We start from the raw sequence: 17,793 nt of genomic DNA on the forward strand, positions 1-17,793 counted from the left end.
CGGCCCCGGCGGCGCCGGAACCGTGCCGCCAGCGTACGCCGACGGGGCTGGTTCCGGCGGGCCGGTGGACGCGGGTCAGACCTGGCGCGGCTCGGCGGCGGCGTCGCCCGCCTCGGCGTCGGTCTGGTCGGAGATCTCCCGGGGCAGCCGCAGCGGCAGTGGCTCGCGGACCGGCTTGGCCTCCTGGCCGCGGTCGACCACCAGGCCGTCCAGGCACTCGACGAGCGGCCCGGCCGCGGCCGGGTCGATGGCCACCGGCCCCTGGAACACGCCGCGGACCATCCAGCGCGGCCCGTCGACGCCGACGAACCGCAGATTCGTCGGGCCGTCCGGGGTGGGCACCTGGGCGTGCAGCTCCGGGCCGTACTCGCCGTCGACCTCCTGCGCGCTCGCCCCGTCGCTGAGCAGCGACTGGCGGATCTCCTCGCGCACCTCGTCCCAGATCCCCTCGGACCGGGGGGCGGCGAAGACACCCAGCTGGAGCGCGTTGTCGCCATGCACCAGCACGACCTGCTGGATCACGCCCTGCGGGTCGGCCTGCACCCGCACCTCGACCTCGGCGATCGCCGGGATGTGCAGGCTGCCCAGGTCGAGCCGCTGCACGTCGGCGTAGCTCTCGGAGATGTCGTACGGGCCGCGCTCCAGCGTCGGCGCCGCATCGCCCTGGTCCGGGACCTCGACGGCCTGATCGTCACGGGTGTGCCGTTCGGCATCGGCCCGCTTTCGGGAGAAGATCACTGCGCCCGCCCTCCGCTGTTCACACTCACCCTGCCACCTCTTCCGTCTGCCCGCGGCCCGGCTCGTCTGGCCGCGGCTCGACCCGGTCCTGGCCCGCCGGAGACGGCACCAGCCCGGCGTGACCACCGGTGGACCCGTGCCCGCCGGTCCCGCGCCGGGACGCGGGCAGCTCGACCACCGGCTCGAACCTCGCCCGCGCGACCTGTTGGACCACGAGCTGCGCGATCCGGTCGCCACGGGAGATCTTCGCCGGCAGATCCCGATCATGGTTGATCAGGTTGACCAGGATCTCACCCCGGTAGCCGGCGTCGACCGTACCGGGCGCGTTGAGCACCGTCACGCCGAGCCTGGCCGCCAGACCGGACCGGGGATGGACCAGACCCACGTACCCCGCCGGCAGCGCGATGGCGACGCCGGTGGGCACCAGGGCACGGCCACCGGGCGGCAGCTCCACGTCCGCGGCCGCCACCAGGTCGGCCCCGGCATCGCCGGGATGGGCGTACGTGGGCAACGGCAGCTCGGAGTCGAGCAGCTGCACGGGCACGGGTACGACGTCGGTCACGGGTCCCCTCTTCTCCTCCGGTTCGCGGGCTGACCCTGCCATCCTGCCGGTTCGCCGAGCCGCCGTGCGCCGTACCCTCGCAGGAGTGAGCATGTCGCCCTCTCCGTCCGCCGACCAGCCGCCGGTCGACGCCCGCACGGCGTACGACGAACGGCTGGATCTGCCCTGGTGGCTGTGGCTGGCCGGGCTGGTGGCCGCCGCGTTGTTGGCCGTCGAGATCTGGATGGGCGCCGACGGCGTCCGCGCCTGGCTGCCGTTCGCCGTGCTGCTGCCGCTCACCGCCGCCGGGTTGTGGTGGTTGGGCCGGATCCGGGTGCGGGTCGCCGACTCGGAGCTGCGGGTGGACGACGCCCGCCTGCCGGTGCGTTTCGTGGCCGACGTGGTCCCGCTGGACACCGCCGGTCGCCGTGAGGTGCTGGGCGTCGGCGCGGACCCGCTCGCCTTCGTCGTGCAGCGACCGTGGATCGGCGGGGCCGTGCAGGTGGTACTCGACGACCCGGCCGACCCGACCCCGTTCTGGGTGGTGAGCACCCGGCACCCGGTCGAGCTGGCCGAGGCGGTGCTGGCCGCGCGGGACGCGCTCGCGGTGACCGGTCCGACGGCGGAGGAGCCCGGCTGATCCGGCGCCACGGGCCGCTCAGGTGCCGGTCGGCGGACCCGGCAGGGCCTGCGGTGGCGCGGGCCGGGCGATGCCCCGCCGGCGCAGGTCCACCTGAAGCTGCTCGGCCATCTGCTGGGTGGCCCGCCGGTTGAGGAAGCTGGCCACCGCGGCGCCGGTCAGGAACGGCCCGAGTGTGGTGAGGTTGCGACCGAAGCGCCGCAGCAGCATGTCCCGCAGCTCCTTGCGGGCGGCGGTGCCGAGCACCGCGCCAACTCCCACGCCGGGCACCATCGGGTTGACCCCGCGCTGGGTGGCCCAGGAGTGCACCAGGGCGACGGCCCGTTGGCTGCCACCGTCCGGGAGCGCCACACCGTGGACCTCGTGCAGCTCACCGACCAGTTTCAGCTCCACCGCCACCACGGCGACGGTCTCGGCGGCGAGCAGCACCGGCGCGGAGAGCAGGGTCGGGGCGATCGTCCACTCGACGGCGGCGACTCCCCCACCGGCCGCGCCGATCGCGGCGGTGGTCCGCGACGCGTTGCGGATGAGCCGGTCGGCCAGGGCGGCGTCGTCCAGGCCGGGGAAGTGCTGGCGCAGGGTGTCCAGGTCTCGCACCGGTATGTGCGGGGCGACGTCCGCGACCGCGTCGACCATCCAGCGCATCGCGGCGCGTGGCTTGAACAGGTCGGAGACGCCCCGGGCACGGGCCTGCCCGACCATCCGGGTCAGTAGTTGGCGGCGACGGGCCGGCTCGATGTCGTCCGCGGTCAACGCCGCGACGGTCGCGCCGAGGTCGTCCGAGCTGCCGTCGGTGGCGCCGGGGTTGCCAGGGCCGCCGTCGGTGGCGTCGGGGTTGCCAGGGCCGCCGTCGGTGGCAGCGAGGTTGCCAGGGCCGCCGTCGGTGGCAGCGAGGTTGCCAGGGCCGCCGTCGGTGGCAGCGAGGTTGCCAGGGCCGCCGTCGGTGGCGCCGGGGTGGTCAGTGCCGCCGTCGGTGCTGCCGCCTCGATCGCTCATCGGACCTCCCGGTGCTGTGGCTACCCGCTACGAGTCAAGCAGGTACCCACCACGGCCGCATGCCTACACCGGCAGCGGCGGCCCCGTTCAGGAGGCCGCCGCTGGTGTCGTGGTTGTCAGACGCACTCGCGGCAGATCAGCTCGCCGTTACGCTCGACCGCCAGCTGGCTACGGTGGTGGACCAGGAAGCAGCGGGCGCACCGGAACTCGTCCTGCTGCATCGGAAGCACCTTGACCGTGAGCTCCTCGTCGGCCAGATCGGCACCGGGCAGCTCGAAGCTCTCGGCCACCTCGGCCTCGTCGACGTCCACCGCGCCCGACTGTGAGTCGACGCGCCGTGCTTTGAGCTCTTCCAGGCTGTCCTCGCCGAGGTCGACCTCGTCGCGACGCGGGGCGTCGTAGTCGGTGGCCATCGGTTTCACTCTCCCATATCGATGTTGTCGCTTCCGGTTGTAACGCCGGACGACGCTGTTTCGGTTCCGCTGGCCGGCCACCACTTGTGTCGGGCACCCGACCCGAGGACCGAACGGGTCGAGCTCGCTGGGGCGACTCCCCTGCGAGCGCGGAACCTTACCCCCCCTTGGGCGAGGCATGTATACCGCCCTTGCGGCTGAGATGTACGCCCCTGCGCGCCAAGTTGTTCCCAATGTGATTCAGGCGACACGAAGATAGGGGTATTAGTACCCGGTCCGCGGTCGGCGCGCCGGCATGTCGGGCTGTTTCCACGCGACGGCCGGACAACCGTTAACCTCAGCGGCGTATTCGACGGCCGGCGGCCCGAGCGATCGCTCGTGGCCGTCACCACCCACCTGGAGTCCGGGGAGTGCTCTGATGAGTTTTGCGCGCGTGCGGGCACTCGTCGTCGTCGGCCTGCTGGCGATCATCGCCCTGGTCTTCGTCGTCGTGGCCGTGGTCCGCGACAGCCAGGGCAACGCGGGCACCGCGGGGGGTTGCCCGGAGGGCTGGCCGCTGGCGGATCTGACCCTGCGCGAGCGCAAGGACGTCAAGATCAACGTGTTCAACGCCACGGACCGGCCCGGTCTCGCCCACACCGTCAGCGACGAGTTCCGCAACCGCCAGTTCCAGGTCACCAAGACCGGGGACGAGAAGAAGCAGGTCGACAACGTCGCGGTGCTGCGGTACGGCCCGAACGGCGTCGGTTCCGCGCACCTGCTCGAGGCGTACTTCCTCAACGAGGCCAAGCGGGCCTACGACGAGAAGCGCACCGACGACACCGTGGACGTGGTGCTGGGTAACAACTTCCAGCAGCTCGCCACCACGACCGAGGTCAACCAGTCCCTCGGCGACTCGGGGCCGCCGAAGGCGCCCGCGGGCTCCTGCCCGTCCCCGGCCGCCAAGTGACGGCGTAGCCACGCCGCGCGCCGTCGGATCGACAGGTCAGGGTCCGCCGGCTGCGTCCAGCTCGGCGAGCCGGTCGTGCAGCGGCGCGAAGAGCGCCGGCGGGGCCGCGACCACCAGGTCCGGCCCCGGCGGCCGACCGGCCAGCCCGGCGACCCGCACACCCGCCTCGGCGGCCACCAGCCCACCCGCCGCCAGGTCCCAGGCCGCGAGGCCCTTCTCGAAGTACGCGTCGAGCCGGCCCTCCGCGACCAGGCAGAGGTCCAGCGCGGCGGCGCCCAGCCGGCGGATGTCCCGGACGTGCGCGATCAACCCGGCCACCACCTGCGCCTGGTGCGCACGACGACGGGCGTCGTAGCCGAACCCGGTACCGACCAGCGCCTGCCCCAGGTCCACCTCGGCGGAGCAGCGCAGTCGGACGCCGTCCCGCCAGGCGCCGCCCCCGGCCGTGGCCGTCCACTCCTCGCCGGTGCTCACGTTGCGCACCACGCCGGCGACCACCACCCCGTCCACCTCGGCGGCCAACGACACCGCGCTGTACGGCAGCCCGTAGAGGTAGTTCACGGTGCCGTCGATCGGGTCGACGATCCAGCGCACCCCGCCCGGCGCGACCGGCCCGGTGTCCCCGCTGCCGTACTCCTCGCCGAGCACCGCGTCGTCCGGCCGCGCCCGCTTCAGCGCGTCGAGCACCTGCCGTTCGACCGCCCGGTCGGCGGCGGTGACCACGTCGGTGACCGTACTCTTGGTCGCGGCCACGGAAACTCCCTCGGCGCGCATCCGGTACGCGGTGGCCGCCGCGTCCCGCGCCACGTCGAGCGCGATCGCCAAAAGATCCCGAGGTGACGGTGCCGAACCGTGCATACCAACGTCCCCTTCCCGCACGACCGGGGTGTTCCGGGCCGCGCGCGGGTATCATCCTTACAAAGTCCAGATCAGCGTCGAATCAGCGGTCCCACCGTCGTTACGCAGTGCGGCGCAGAATGATCGCCGCAGACGGCGTTACAATTCACCCCTGCCCACGCGCCACGGACCGCCGACCACCGGCCGGCCCGGGACGCGAGGGTCCCTCAACCACATCGCCCGGCCCGGTTGCCCCATGCTGTGCCGGACGACCCGGCCGTGCCCGCTCTTCGCCTCCGGAAGGTCATTCGTGACAGAACCCCGCCAGACCGGCGCCGACGTTCGCTCGCTCACCGACACCCTGATCGCCCACGCGCAGAGCGCCGGTGGTCAGCTGACGTCGGCCCAGCTCGCGCGCACCGTCGAGTCCGCCGAGGTGACTCCGGCCCAGGCCAAGAAGATCCTGCGGGCGCTCTCCGAGGCGGGAGTGACCGTAGTGGTGGACGGCTCGGCGAGCACCCGCCGCCGGGTCGCCGCGGCCCGGTCGACCACGCCGGCGTCCCGGGCCACCACCGCCAAGACCACCAAGAAGGCCGCCGCTCCGGCCCCGAAGCAGGCGCCGGCCGGCGATGACGCGCCGGCGACGCCGGCCCCACGCAAGGCGACCGCGAGCAAGGCCACCGGCGCCTCCGCCGTGGCGGCTCCGGCGAAGGCGACCAAGTCGACCCGAGCCACCAAGGCGACGGTGGCCGCGGCTGCCGGTGCCAAACCGACCAAGACCGCCGGCAAAGCCAAGGGCGAGGGCGCTGACGGCGAGATCGACCCGGAGGAACTGGCCGCCGCGATCGAGGACGTGGTGGTCGAGGAGCCGGCCGAGCTGGCCCAGGCCGCCGAGACCGACGCCGCCGCCTCGGCGACCGACAACGACTTCGAGTGGGACGACGAGGAGTCCGAGGCGCTCAAGCAGGCCCGGCGGGACGCCGAGCTGACCGCCTCGGCCGACTCGGTCCGCGCTTACCTGAAGCAGATCGGCAAGGTTCCGCTGCTCAACGCCGAGCAGGAGGTTGAGCTGGCCAAGCGGATCGAGGCCGGGCTCTACGCCGCCGAGCGGCTGCGCGCCGCCGACGAGGGCGAAGAGAAGCTCGTCCGGGACATGGTCCGTGACCTGGGCTGGATCTCCCGTGACGGCGAGCGCGCCAAGAACCACCTCCTGGAGGCGAACCTCCGACTGGTGGTGTCGCTGGCCAAGAGGTACACGGGTCGCGGCATGGCCTTCCTCGACCTGATCCAGGAGGGCAACCTCGGCCTGATCCGCGCGGTGGAGAAGTTCGACTACACCAAGGGCTACAAGTTCTCCACGTACGCCACCTGGTGGATCCGGCAGGCGATCACCCGCGCGATGGCCGACCAGGCCCGCACCATCCGCATCCCGGTGCACATGGTCGAGGTCATCAACAAGCTCGGCCGCATACAGCGCGAGCTGCTCCAGGATCTGGGTCGCGAGCCCACTCCGGAGGAGCTGGCCAAGGAGATGGACATCACACCCGAGAAGGTGCTGGAGATCCAGCAGTACGCTCGGGAGCCCATCTCTCTGGACCAGACCATCGGTGACGAGGGCGACAGCCAGCTCGGTGACTTCATCGAGGATTCCGAGGCCGTGGTCGCGGTCGACGCGGTCTCGTTCTCACTCCTGCAGGACCAGCTCCAGCAGGTGCTGCAGACGCTCTCCGAGCGTGAGGCGGGTGTGGTACGCCTGCGCTTCGGCCTGACCGACGGCCAGCCCCGGACGCTTGACGAGATCGGCCAGGTCTACGGGGTGACCCGGGAGCGGATCCGGCAGATCGAGTCCAAGACGATGTCCAAGCTGCGTCACCCGTCCCGGTCGCAGGTCCTCCGGGATTACCTGGACTGAGCCGGTTTCGTCAACCGAACGTGTCGTTTTGGCCACCTGGTGTGCAACACGAGATGGTGATCGTCCGGATGCACGAATGTGATCGTTGACGTGGCACCCTGGGTGCACGGCACACTGTCCCTGCCAGGTGTGACCTCGGTCCCCCGCGGGCACACAGGGAAGGCAGTGCCTAGCAAGGGTGTTGCACCATAGGTGAGCAACGACCGAAGAGATTGTTCATCGGTGACGACCAGAGGAGGAAGGCGATGACCCCGACCCTCACGCCGCCGCCCGTGACGGCGGCTCCCCCAGCCGCCGATGAACGGTGCGACCGCTGCAATGCTGCCGGGAAGCTCCGGATCACCCTCACGGGTGGGAGCGAGTTGGTGTTCTGCGGGCACCACGCGAACAAGTACGCGGAGGATCTCGTGAAGATCACCGAGCGGTTCGCGACGGAGCCCGATTTCAGCTGGCGTGGCGCCGATCTGATGGCGAACTAAATCCGCTAACCGACATAGCCGACCGGAGGTACCCCGAGGGGACCTCCGGTCGGCTTTTTCTGTCCGAACCGCCACGCCCGCCCCACGCCGCCCGCGCCCTGCGCCCCGGCAACTTCTCCGATGTTGCTGTCTCCGGCACGACCGGAGGCAGCAACATCCCTGATCCTGGACGGATCTTGACGACGAACACCGCCCTCGGGACACCGAGAGCGAGGCCCAGGCGCCAGCAGCCGACCAACGTCACGCTCGAACCAGGATGTAGTGGCCTCAAGACCGCAGGACACCACTGCATCCGGGATCTAGCGCGATCTTGAGATTGGGACGCCCGCGGAGGGGCATGTGCGGCCGTTCCGGGCAGGCAAGCCTCGACACCGCCCCAGACCCCAGTGATTCACTCGGTTTCACGGAAGTCGCGCTTTCCACCCGGCTCGAACACCGCGATTTCAAGGAAGCCGAGTGGATCACGCCGCCGACGCGGCCACGCCGCCGACGCCGCCGACGCGGCCACGCCGCCACGCCGCCACGCGGCCACGCCGCCACGCCGCCACGCGGCCACGCCGCCACGCGGCCACGCCGTCGCCCGCTGGTGCGGTGGGGCTGGCGGGTGGATCCGTACGTGGGGGCCGTTCCTCGTCGGGTCTAGAGGGTCTGGACGGTGGCGATGCGTTCCTCTAGCTGCTCGATGGTGGCCTGGGCGCTCGGCGGCCCGCCGCACAGCCGACGCAACTCGGCATGGATCTTGCCGTGCGGCTGGCCGGTGCGGTGGTGTCGGGCCGCCACCAGAGCGTTCAGTTGGCGCCGGAGCGCCACGCGACGCTGGGCGGCACTCAGAGGTGCCGGAGGCGCCACGGTGGGCGCAGCGGCCGGCTGAGAGGCCGCGTCGGCGGTACGGCGGCGTTGGGCGGCAAGTTGGGCGGCCTGCCGCTTGGTCAGCAGCAGGGACACCTGATCGGCGGTGAGCAGGCCGGGCAGACCGAGGTATTCCTCCTCCTCGGGGGTGCCGGCCTGTGCGGCGGTGCCGAACGACGCCCCGTCGAAGATCACCTGGTCCAGCTCGGCGGTGGCCGACAGCGCGGCGAACCGCTTCTCCAACTCGCCGCTGGCCTGGTCGTCGCGTTGCGCGCGTTCCAGCAGGTCGTCGTCGAAACCGTCGGATTCCTTGGGTTTGCCGAGCACGTGGTCCCGCTCGGTCTCCATCTCGCTGGCCAGGCCGAGCAGGTGCGGCACGCTGGGCAGGAACACCGACGCGGTCTCCCCGGGTCGGCGGGCCCGAACGAACCGGCCGATCGCCTGGGCGAAGTAGAGCGGCGTGCTGGCGCTGGTGGCGTAGACCCCGACCGCGAGTCGGGGGATGTCCACCCCCTCGGACACCATCCGCACCGCGACCAGCCAGCGCTGGTCGGACGCCGCGAACGTCGCGATCCGGGCAGATGCGCCCTGGTCGTCGGAGAGCACCACGGCGGCCTTCTCGCCGGTCACCTGCTCGATCAACTTGGCGTACGAGCGGGCGGTCTGCTGGTCGGTGGCGATGATCAGCCCACCGGCGTCGGCCATTCCCGCGTTGCGGAGCACGGTGAGTCGGGCGTCGGCGGCCCGCAGCACCTGCGGCATCCAGTCCCCGGCCGGGTCCAGGGCGGTACGCCAGGCCTGCGCCACCAGATCCTGCGTCATGGGTTCACCGAGGCGGGCGGCCAACTCCTCCCCCGCGTTGGTCCGCCACCGGGTCTCCCCGGAGTACGCCAGGAAGAGCACCGGCCGGACCACGCCGTCACGCAGCGCGTCGGAGTAGCCGTACACGGAGTCGGCGCGGGAGCGCAGGAGCCCGTCCCCGCTCCGCTCGTAGCTGACGAACGGGATCGGGTTGTCGTCGGAGCGGAACGGTGTCCCGGTCAGCATCAGCCGGCGTACGGCGGGTTCGAAGGCGTTCTTCACGCCGTCGCCCCAGGACCGGGAGTCCCCCGCGTGGTGGATCTCGTCGAGGATGACCAGGGTGCGCCGGGTCATGGTGCGTCGGCGGTGCACCTGCGGGGCCATTCCGACCTGGGCGTAGGTGACCACCGCGCCGTGGAAGTCGGCTGCGGAGTGCAGGTCGGCGTTGCGGAAGGCGGCGTCGAGTTGGATGCCCACCCGGGCCGCGGCGTCGGACCACTGGTTCTTCAGGTGCTCGGTCGGGGCGACCACGGTGACCGCCTCGATGGTGCCGTCGGCGAGCAGTTCGGCCGCGATCCGCAGGGCGAAGGTGGTCTTGCCGGCACCTGGCGTGGCGACCGCGGTGAAGTCGTCGGTACGCCGACGCAGGTATTCCACCAGGGCCTTACGCTGCCAGGAGCGTAGTGCCGGGAACGTCTCGAGCACCGGCGTCCGGGCTGCCACGCGCTGCTCCTCTCCGACCGCACGAACGCGGACCCCGGGCGAGGGCCACGAGTCCCGCCGCCCATGAAAACGCCTCCGCGCAGTAGCTGCCGCGAAGGCCGACTCAGCATAACCAGCACGGGCCCCACGGCCCAGGCGACGCCACGCTGGTCACATCCGCGACCCGTCTCACCACTCCCGGTCGGTACGCGGATCCGCCCCACCGGTGCGCGGAGGGCGCAGCGTCGCCACCGGGGCGGACCAGCGTCGACGCAGTGCGATCAGGCGCAGCCCGAAGACCAGGACGGCGGCCGCGGTGAGCGACGCGGGTCCGGTCTGCCCGGTGACGTACAGCAGCACCACCGTGACCGACCCGGCCAGCGCCGCCAACGCGTAGATCTCGCGGCGCAGCACGACCGGGATCTCGGCGGTGAGCAGGTCGCGGGCAAGCCCGCCGCCGATCGCGGTGAGCATGCCGATGAGGCAGGCGCCGACGGCCGGCACCCGGGCGTCGAGCGCCTTGAGCGTGCCGGTGACGGTGAACAGCGCGAGGCCCGCCGCGTCCAGCACCAGCACGGTGGTGCGCAGTCGGGCCAGTTGTGGGTGCAGCCAGAAGGTCGCCAGCGCGGTGATCGCGGCGGTGGCCACGTACCGCCAGTCGGCGAAGGCCAGCGGCGGTGCCTCGTCGATGACCAGGTCCCGGAAGATCCCACCGCCGAGGGCGGCCACGAACCCGACGAACGCGACGCCGAACAGGTCCAGCCGTTTGGCCACCGCCGCCGACGCCCCGGACGCGGCGAACACCGCGACGCCGGTCAGGTCGGCGAGGAGCAGGGCGGTGGAGGTGGTCACCGCCGCAGGCTACGTCGCCGGCCGGAGCGCCGGCCGAGGTTCACTCGCGGTACGAGTCGTAGATCTCCTTGCACTTCGGGCAGACCGGCGAACCCGGCTTGGCGGCCTTGGTGACCGGGAAGGTCTCGCCGCAGAGCGCGACGACGTAGGTGCCCATGACGGCACTCTCGGCGATCTTCTCCTTGCGGACGTAGTGGAACATCTCGGGACCGGTGTCGGCGTCCTTCAGCTCGGGACGCTCGAGAACCTCTGTGCTCACGTCTGCACCTCCAACCGACAAGTTTGGCAGGTCATCACGGCAGGGTCCACCTGAGGCCTGCGGGAGCCCGACCCCGTACGGTGCCCGGGTGACTGACTTTCACCTCAGCTACGGCACCGAGGTCGCCGACGCCCTGCGCGACGGCCGGCCCGTCGTCGCACTGGAGAGCACCATCGTCTCGCACGGGCTGCCCCGGCCGGAGAACCTGCGGGTGGCCAGGGAAATCGAGCAGGCGGTCCGGGACGCCGGGGCCGTTCCCGCGACGATCGGCATGATCGGCGGCAAGCTGGTGGTCGGCCTGGACGACGCACAGCTGACCCGACTGGCCACGGTCGATGGAGTGACGAAACTCTCCGTCCGCGACCTCGCGGTGGCGGCGGCGACCGGCGTGGACGGCGCCACCACGGTTGCCGCGACAAGCGCCGTCGCCGCAGCGGCCGGCATCGGGGTGTTCGCCACCGGAGGGTTGGGTGGGGTGCACCGGGAGGCCGCGCACACCTTCGACGAGTCGGCCGACCTGGTCACCCTGGCCCAGACCCCGATCGTGGTGGTCTGCGCCGGCGTCAAGTCGATCCTCGACGTGGGAGCGACGCTGGAGCGCCTGGAGACCCTCGGGGTCGCCGTGCTCGGGTACCGCACCCGCCGGTTCCCCGGCTTCTACCGCACCGACGCCGGCTTCGACCTGGACTGGTCGGTGGACTCGCCTGAGCAGGTCGCCGACGTGCTCGCCGCCCGGGACGCGCACGCGCTGCACACCGGCGGGCTGCTCGTCGCCAACCCGTTGCCGGTCGACGAACAGCTCGACCCGGAGCTGCACGACCGGACGCTCGCCGACGGTCTGGCCCTGCTGGAGCGGGACGGAATCACCGGAAAGGCCGTCACCCCGTACCTGCTGGCGCACTTCCACTCGGCCACCGAGGGCGCGAGCCTCACCGTCAACGTCCGGATCATCCTGCGCAACGCCGACCTGGCCGCGCGGATCGCGGTCGCCGCGGCGGCCCGCGACACCGCCGCCGCGGTATGACCCGATCGGCCCGGGTGGTCGTCGTCGGGGACGTGATCACCGATGTGGTCGCCGTGCTGTCCGGGCCGCTCGCGGCCGGCTCGGACACCGGAGCCGAGATCAGTATCGGCGGCGGCGGCCAGGCGGCCAACACTGCCGCCTGGGTCGCGGCGCAGCGGGTGGACGTCACGCTCGTCGCCGCCGTCGGGAACGACGACGCCGGGCGGGACCGGGTCGCCGAGTTGGAGCGGGCGGGTGTCGACTGCGCGATCGAGCGGGTCGAGGACGTGCCGACCGGCACGGTGATCGTGTTGGCGACCGACGACGAGCGCACCATGGTCAACCAGCGGGGCGCGAACCTTCGACTGAGCGTCGCGCACGTCGAGCGGGCCCTCGCGGCGGTGCCCGACGCGGGGCATCTGCACCTGTCCGCGTACACCCTCCTGGACGCCGGGTCGCGCGACGCCGGGCTGCGGGCGTTGGCCGCCGCCCGCGAGCGCGGGCTCACCACGAGCGTCGACGCGGCCTCCGCGGCGCCGCTGCGGCGGGTGGGCGCGGCGGCGTTCCTGAGTTGGGTACGCGACGTCGACCTGCTGCTGGTCAACGCGGACGAGGCCACGGTGCTGGCCGGCGGACTGGACCCGGCGGCGCAGGGGCGGGCACTGTCGGCGACGGCCTGGCGGGTGGTGGTGAAGCGCGGCGCGGCCGGCGCGGTCTGGGTCGACCGCAGCGCGGGGGTCTGGGTTGCGCCCGCCCGGCGGGTGGCGGTACGGGACGTCACGGGGGCGGGCGACGCCTTCGCGGCCGGCCTGCTCACCGCGTGGCTCGCCGGCGCCGCCCCGACCGCGGCGCTAACCCGCGCCACCGACCTGGGCGCGCTGGCCGTCTCCACGGTCGGCGCACGACCACAGCCGTAGAGGTCGGCGCACGGCCACAGCCGTAGCGGTCGGCGCACGGCCACAGCCGTAGCGGTCGGCGCACGGCCACAGCCGTAGCGGTCGGCGCACGGCCACAGCCGTGAGTGTCGGACCCTGGCCCGTTCGCGGGTCAGGGTTCGACGTCGATGACCTTGTGCGGGCGCTCCTCGGCGGTGAGGCTCATCGGCGGGGTGTCGTCCGTGTGCCGGGGGTGGAACCGGTTGGCCAGCCGGTGTTCCTCCTTGGGCGGCCGGTCGTTGGCCAGCAGCACGGCCAGCCACGGGATGAGCACCATGCCGAGGACGCACAACGGCAGCCACAGCCAGAGCAGTGGGGCGTTCGCACCGACCAGGATCGCGCCGACGATGATGCACAGCACCCGGATGCCCATCATCAGGACATAGCGGCGCTGGCGACTGGTGAGCTGATCGTCTTGGCTGCGCGAGGCGTCGGTGATCAGAATCGGCTGGTAGGCCTGACGCTTCACCTGGGACCTCCTCGAGGGGATTACGCCCCATCCTGTCACCGCGGGGCCGTGATCAGCGAAATTCGACTCATCCCCATGCGTGTTACGCCCGTGGTACGCTCCGCGACGTGGGCAGCAGGTTCAGCTTCACCGACGAGGCGTTGGCCAACCTGAGGGTCTACGACGTCACGCCCGGGGAAGTCTGGGAGGCGCTACACAGCGCCCGACGGGTCATTCGCCACCTGGGCGACGACGTCATGGTGGTCTACGCCGCCGCCCGTCGGGGCCGCCGACTGGCGGTGCTGCTCGCCGAGGCCGATGGCACCGACAACGACTGGGACATCCTCTCCGCCCGCGAGTTGAGCGACGTCGAGTCCAAGCGCTACGACGAGGCCGTGCGGAGATCTCGCCGATGAGGAGGCCGTGACGATGCACCGAAACGACGCGACCAAGCAGTTCCACAGCGGCGACGACCGGATCGCCGAGCTGATCGACGAGGGTCCGGGAGTCGACCTCCCCGCCCCCGACACCGACGTCCCGATGGTGAGCCGGTCGGTCCGGCTGCCACTGGAGACCTACGAGCGGGTGCGGGCCGCCGCCGACGCCCGGGGCATCGGGGTCACCACGCTGATGCGCCAGTGGATCGAGGCCGGCCTGGCCGACCTGGACGACTCCGCGACCGTCTCGCTGGCCGACGTCCGGCGCGCGCTGGCCTCGCTGGCGCATCCCACCGCGGCCTGAGCGTCAGCCCCGCGCGGCCTTGGCCGCCGCCTTCATCTGCTGCTTGAACTCCCGCACCCGGCTCAGCGAGTCGGCGTCGGTGACGTCGGCCACCGAGCGGTACGCGCCGGGGTCGCCGTAGTCTCCGGCCGCCTTCCGCCAGTCCTGCGGGGTCACCCCGAAGCGCTTGCCGAGCAACGCGACGAAGATCTGCGCCTTCTGCCTGCCGAAGCCGGGCAGCGCGGAGACCCGCCGCAGCAGCTCCGGCCCGTCGGCCACCTCGGCCCACAGCAGGGCCGCGTCGCCGTCGTAGCGCTCCACCAGCACCTGGCAGACCTCCTGCACCCGGGCCGCCATCGCCTTCGGGAACCGGTGCAGCGCCGGCGGCTGGGCGAAGATCGCGACCAGGGCCTCCGGGTCGTACCCGGCCAGCTCCGCCGCGTCCAGGTCGTGACCGAGGCGCTGCGTCAGCACGTACGGCGAGGAGAATGCCTTCTCCATCGGAATCTGTTGGTCCAGGACCATGCCGAGGAGCAGTGCCAGCGGGCTGCGCTCCAGCAGACGGTTGGCCTCCGGGTCGATGGGCAGCACGAGCGTCATGCCGACCATCCTGCCCGGCCCACCCGGCCGGGCGGACACCGACGCTCCGACCGGGCGCGACAGATGGCGTCCGTCTGCCACGCTCGACGACATGCTTCGGACCGCCCCGCCCGGATCCCCGTACCACCGGCTCGGCCGCACCGACCGGCACCGCTGGTGGCAACCCATCGTCGGCACCCTCGCGCTGGTCGCCGCGGCGCTGGTGGTCGTCTGCCTGATCTTCGGCGTGGCCGCCGCCGTGGCCGAGCTCACCGACCGCCCGTACGACGCCGACGGGCTGCCGACCTTCGGCCCGATTCCGGACGCCGCGCTACCGATCGCCTGGCTGGCACTGCTGCTCCCACTGGTGTTCGGCACCGCCTGGCTCGTGCAGCGCCGACCCGCCGGCACGCTCTCCTCGGTGCTCGGCCGGTTGCGGTGGGGCTGGCTCGGCCGCTGCCTCCTGATCGCCACGCCGCTGATCATCGTCATGCTGGTCGGCGCGGGACTCCTGCTCGATCTGACCGGCGAGAGCGCGATGCCCGCCCCGGACACGTGGGTGGGTGTGCCGGAATTCGCCGCCGGGCTGCTGATGGTCCTCCTGCTGGTGCCGTTCCAGGCCGCCGCCGAGGAGTACGCCCTCCGCGGCTGGCTGTTGCAGGCCGTCGGCGCGTACCTGCGCTCGCCCTGGCCCGCGATCGCCGTCCAGGCGGTGCTCTTCGCCGCCGCGCACGGCTGGGGCACGCCCTGGGGCTTCCTGGACCTGGCCTTCATGGGAGCCCTGATGGGCTGGCTGGCGATCCGAACCGGCGGGCTCGAGGCCGCTATCGCGCTGCACGTGGTGAACAACCTGTTCGCCTTCACCCTGGCGGCGGCGTTCGGCGAGCTGACCGCCGACGAGACGATGGCCGACGCCCCGTGGCAGCTCGTCCTCGTCGACGTGCTGGCCCTGTCGGCGTACGCCCTGGTCGTCGACCGGTTGGCCGCGCGTCGGGGGGTGGCGACAGTCGTACCGCCGGCCCTGGTCGTGGCGGTGCCCGGCGAGCCCTCGGCCCCGACCGGTGCGGAGCCGAGGCTGCCGGGCGTCGGGGTCGAATCTCGCGGGTGATGCTGGCTTCCTCCGCGACGGCAGGCAGGATGTCGGGGTGGACGAACACGACATGCTGCTCTCCCCCGCCGGTGTCGACGCGCTGCGGGCCGCGCTGACCGGGACCGGGTTCACCAGCCAGGGCATCGCCGAGCGGTTGGGCGCGCAGGCGACCGCCGCGGTCGCCCGCAACGACTACCGGGCCGCGCTACGCGCCACCGAGGACGGCGACCCGCTCGGTACCCTGATCCGGCTGTTCATCTGCGCCCAGACCGAGTCGGAGGCCGCGGTGGCCGCCGCGCTGGCACCGCTGGATCTGCCGGAGGCGCTGGCCGGCGGGCTGGTCGAGCGGCACGGCGACGGCCTGCGTGCCGGCATCGACCTGGAGCCGTACGGCGAGGACTGGTGGGTGCTCGCCGACGTGCCGGCCAGCGCCCGTCCGGGCCGCCCGTTGCATGCCGAGCACGTCCTCGGCGTCGGTGGGGCCACCCACACCCTGATCGGCGCGACCATGCGCCGGACGGTCGACACCGCACTGGACCTGGGCACCGGCTCCGGCATCCAGGCCCTGCACCTGGGCACCCACGCCAGGTCGGTGACCGCCACCGACCTGTCCGAGCGGGCGCTGCGCTTCGCCGCGACCACCGCCGCCCTCAACGGGCAGGACTGGGAGCTGCTCCGCGGTGACCTGGTCGCCCCGGTGGCCGGTCGGCGGTTCGACCTGGTGGTGAGCAACCCGCCGTTCGTGGTCGGTCCGGGCACCACCACGCACGTCTACCGCGACTCCGGCCGGGTCGGCGACGCGATCGGCGCCGAACTGGCCGCCGCCGCCCCGGAGCTGCTCACCGAGGGCGGCACCATGCAGTACCTGGCGAACTGGGTGCACGTCGCCGGCGAGGAGTGGGACGAGCGGGTCGCCGGCTGGTTCGCCGGGACCGGCCTGGACGCCTGGGTGATCCAGCGCGAGGTGGCCGACCCGATGGCGTACGTCGACCTGTGGCTCACCGACGTCGGCGAAACCGCCGACCCGCAGCGGATGGCCGCCTGGCTGGACTGGTTCGACGCGCACAAGGTGGAGGGGATCGGCTTCGGCATCGTGTCACTGCGCCGGGGTGGCCACACCGACCCGGTGGTCCGCGTGGAGGATCTGCGCCAGCGGGTGCAGCCACCGCTGGGCGACCAGATCGCCGCCTGGTTCGACCGCCAGGACTTTCTCCGGGTACGCGACACCGAGGGGTTGCTCGCCGAGCGCTACCGGGCCGCCGAGGGCCTCCAGCTGCGGCAGGAGGCCACCATGGGTGACGAGGGCTGGGCGGTGGACCGGCAGGTCCTGGCGATGCCGCACGGCCTGCGCTGGACCGAGGAGATCGACCCGCTGGTGCTGGCGCTGGTCGGTGGGGCCGACGGGCGGCTGCCGCTGCGTGACCAGCTCGCCCTGCTAGCCGCCGCGCACGACGTCGAACCCGACGAGATGGCCGAGGCCGCCGGCCCGATCGTGGCGCACCTGGTGGAGCGCGGGTTCATCGAGCCGGTGACCGCCTGATGCGTGCGGTGGTGCAGACCGTCGGGCGGGCCAGCGTGACCGTGGACGGCGAGGTGGTCGGCGCGATCGAGAACGGACTGCTGGTGCTGCTCGGAGTGACCCACACCGACACCGTGGAGACCGCTCAGACGATGGCCCGCAAGGTGCACGAGTTGCGCATCCTGGACGACGAACGGTCCGCCGCCGACACCGGCGCGCCGATCCTGGTGGTCAGTCAGTTCACCCTCTACGGCGACGCGCGTAAGGGCCGCCGTCCCACCTGGACGGCAGCCGCCCCCGCCGAGGTGGCCGAACCACTGGTGAACGCGGTAGTCGACGCCCTGCGCCAGCGAGGCGCAAAGGTGGAAACGGGCCGCTTCCGCACCCACATGCTCGTGGAAAGCACAAACATCGGCCCCCGAACCCTCCTCCTAGACCTCTAACTCGAAAATCGAACCGTGCGTAGACACGCGGCAGCATCCCGCGTCGCGAAGCGGCGTGGGATGGGTCGTGGTGTGGCGGTGGTTAGGC

Annotated in this window: 21 protein-coding genes; 11 read left to right on the forward strand and 10 right to left on the reverse strand. The window is 72.3% G+C overall.

The window, feature by feature from the left end; genetic code table 11:
• Positions 1–75: 75 nt before the first annotated feature.
• Positions 76–738: a DUF3710 domain-containing protein gene (locus AB0C25_RS33380; RefSeq protein ID WP_357378670.1), complete on the reverse strand. Its 663-nt coding sequence runs from the start codon at positions 736–738 to the stop codon at positions 76–78.
• A 25-nt stretch (positions 739–763) separates the two neighbouring features.
• Positions 764–1,300 carry a dUTP diphosphatase gene (gene dut / locus AB0C25_RS33385; protein ID WP_357378672.1) on the reverse strand — a complete coding sequence of 179 codons (537 nt, stop codon included), beginning with the start codon at positions 1,298–1,300 and terminating at the stop codon, positions 764–766.
• A 91-nt stretch (positions 1,301–1,391) separates the two neighbouring features.
• Between dut and AB0C25_RS33390 the strand changes: the two genes are divergently transcribed.
• On the forward strand, positions 1,392–1,919 hold the full coding sequence (locus AB0C25_RS33390) for a DUF3093 domain-containing protein (protein ID WP_357378674.1): 528 nt from the start codon (positions 1,392–1,394) through the stop codon (positions 1,917–1,919).
• 18 nt (positions 1,920–1,937) lie between these two features.
• On the opposite strand, the gene AB0C25_RS33395 is transcribed toward AB0C25_RS33390, so the two are convergent.
• Positions 1,938–2,915 (reverse strand): hypothetical protein, encoded by a 978-nt coding sequence (locus AB0C25_RS33395; protein ID WP_357378676.1) that lies wholly within the window; start codon positions 2,913–2,915, stop codon positions 1,938–1,940.
• Between the two features lie 116 nt (positions 2,916–3,031).
• Positions 3,032–3,328, reverse strand: a complete 297-nt coding sequence (locus AB0C25_RS33400) for a DUF4193 domain-containing protein (RefSeq protein ID WP_007075406.1) — start codon at positions 3,326–3,328, stop codon at positions 3,032–3,034.
• Between the two features lie 433 nt (positions 3,329–3,761).
• Here AB0C25_RS33400 and AB0C25_RS33405 point away from each other — a divergent pair, with 433 nt between their 5' ends.
• Positions 3,762–4,277: a LytR C-terminal domain-containing protein gene (locus AB0C25_RS33405; RefSeq protein ID WP_357378712.1), complete on the forward strand. Its 516-nt coding sequence runs from the start codon at positions 3,762–3,764 to the stop codon at positions 4,275–4,277.
• A gap of 36 nt (positions 4,278–4,313) precedes the next feature.
• On the opposite strand, the gene AB0C25_RS33410 is transcribed toward AB0C25_RS33405, so the two are convergent.
• The gene (locus AB0C25_RS33410; protein ID WP_357378678.1) at positions 4,314–5,135 is read right to left on the reverse strand and encodes an inositol monophosphatase family protein; all 822 of its coding nucleotides are present in this window, start codon (positions 5,133–5,135) and stop codon (positions 4,314–4,316) included.
• A 289-nt stretch (positions 5,136–5,424) separates the two neighbouring features.
• Between AB0C25_RS33410 and AB0C25_RS33415 the strand changes: the two genes are divergently transcribed.
• On the forward strand, positions 5,425–7,026 hold the full coding sequence (locus AB0C25_RS33415) for an RNA polymerase sigma factor (protein WP_357378680.1): 1,602 nt from the start codon (positions 5,425–5,427) through the stop codon (positions 7,024–7,026).
• A gap of 245 nt (positions 7,027–7,271) precedes the next feature.
• The gene (locus AB0C25_RS33420; RefSeq protein WP_030489368.1) at positions 7,272–7,505 is read left to right on the forward strand and encodes a hypothetical protein; all 234 of its coding nucleotides are present in this window, start codon (positions 7,272–7,274) and stop codon (positions 7,503–7,505) included.
• 639 nt (positions 7,506–8,144) lie between these two features.
• Here AB0C25_RS33420 and AB0C25_RS33425 read toward each other — a convergent pair.
• From AB0C25_RS33425 to AB0C25_RS33435, 3 genes are all read right to left on the reverse strand, one after another.
• Positions 8,145–9,878: a DEAD/DEAH box helicase gene (locus tag AB0C25_RS33425; RefSeq protein WP_357378682.1), complete on the reverse strand. Its 1,734-nt coding sequence runs from the start codon at positions 9,876–9,878 to the stop codon at positions 8,145–8,147.
• A 168-nt stretch (positions 9,879–10,046) separates the two neighbouring features.
• Positions 10,047–10,709: a trimeric intracellular cation channel family protein gene (locus AB0C25_RS33430; protein ID WP_357378684.1), complete on the reverse strand. Its 663-nt coding sequence runs from the start codon at positions 10,707–10,709 to the stop codon at positions 10,047–10,049.
• Positions 10,710–10,749: 40 nt separating this feature from the next.
• Positions 10,750–10,968 carry a DUF3039 domain-containing protein gene (locus AB0C25_RS33435; protein ID WP_088946800.1) on the reverse strand — a complete coding sequence of 73 codons (219 nt, stop codon included), beginning with the start codon at positions 10,966–10,968 and terminating at the stop codon, positions 10,750–10,752.
• Positions 10,969–11,056: 88 nt separating this feature from the next.
• On the opposite strand from AB0C25_RS33435, the gene AB0C25_RS33440 reads away from it, so the two are divergent.
• Both AB0C25_RS33440 and AB0C25_RS33445 read left to right on the forward strand, forming a co-directional pair.
• Positions 11,057–11,992, forward strand: coding sequence for a pseudouridine-5'-phosphate glycosidase (locus AB0C25_RS33440; protein ID WP_357378686.1), 936 nt, complete (start codon positions 11,057–11,059; stop codon positions 11,990–11,992).
• Entirely contained in the window at positions 11,989–12,888 is a 900-nt protein-coding gene (locus tag AB0C25_RS33445) for a PfkB family carbohydrate kinase (RefSeq protein ID WP_357378688.1), read from the forward strand. Before AB0C25_RS33440 ends, AB0C25_RS33445 begins: the two co-directional genes overlap by 4 nt.
• Positions 12,889–13,018: 130 nt before the next feature.
• Here the strand turns inward: AB0C25_RS33445 and AB0C25_RS33450 are convergent, their stop codons facing one another.
• Positions 13,019–13,375, reverse strand: a complete 357-nt coding sequence (locus AB0C25_RS33450; RefSeq protein WP_357378690.1) for a DUF3099 domain-containing protein — start codon at positions 13,373–13,375, stop codon at positions 13,019–13,021.
• A 107-nt stretch (positions 13,376–13,482) separates the two neighbouring features.
• On the opposite strand from AB0C25_RS33450, the gene AB0C25_RS33455 reads away from it, so the two are divergent.
• Both AB0C25_RS33455 and AB0C25_RS33460 read left to right on the forward strand, forming a co-directional pair.
• Positions 13,483–13,770, forward strand: coding sequence for a hypothetical protein (locus AB0C25_RS33455; RefSeq protein WP_074318059.1), 288 nt, complete (start codon positions 13,483–13,485; stop codon positions 13,768–13,770).
• Positions 13,771–13,783: 13 nt separating this feature from the next.
• Entirely contained in the window at positions 13,784–14,095 is a 312-nt protein-coding gene (locus tag AB0C25_RS33460) for a hypothetical protein (protein ID WP_088951534.1), read from the forward strand.
• A gap of 3 nt (positions 14,096–14,098) precedes the next feature.
• Here AB0C25_RS33460 and AB0C25_RS33465 read toward each other — a convergent pair whose 3' ends face one another.
• Positions 14,099–14,683 carry an HhH-GPD-type base excision DNA repair protein gene (locus AB0C25_RS33465; protein WP_357378692.1) on the reverse strand — a complete coding sequence of 195 codons (585 nt, stop codon included), beginning with the start codon at positions 14,681–14,683 and terminating at the stop codon, positions 14,099–14,101.
• Here AB0C25_RS33465 and AB0C25_RS33470 point away from each other — a divergent pair.
• Genes AB0C25_RS33470 through dtd form a run of 3 tightly spaced genes read left to right on the forward strand, consistent with a single transcriptional unit; the run spans position 14,655 to position 17,705 of the window.
• Entirely contained in the window at positions 14,655–15,761 is a 1,107-nt protein-coding gene (locus AB0C25_RS33470) for a type II CAAX endopeptidase family protein (RefSeq protein ID WP_357378694.1), read from the forward strand. The genes AB0C25_RS33465 and AB0C25_RS33470 overlap by 29 nt on opposite strands.
• A gap of 37 nt (positions 15,762–15,798) precedes the next feature.
• Positions 15,799–17,283 carry a methyltransferase gene (locus AB0C25_RS33475; RefSeq protein ID WP_357378696.1) on the forward strand — a complete coding sequence of 495 codons (1,485 nt, stop codon included), beginning with the start codon at positions 15,799–15,801 and terminating at the stop codon, positions 17,281–17,283.
• Positions 17,283–17,705 (forward strand): D-aminoacyl-tRNA deacylase, encoded by a 423-nt coding sequence (gene dtd, locus AB0C25_RS33480; protein ID WP_357378698.1) that lies wholly within the window; start codon positions 17,283–17,285, stop codon positions 17,703–17,705. Before AB0C25_RS33475 ends, dtd begins: the two co-directional genes overlap by 1 nt.
• Positions 17,706–17,793 lie beyond the last annotated feature (88 nt).

The sequence above is a fragment of the Micromonospora sp. NPDC048839 genome (assembly GCF_040649915.1).
GTDB lineage: Bacteria > Actinomycetota > Actinomycetes > Mycobacteriales > Micromonosporaceae > Micromonospora.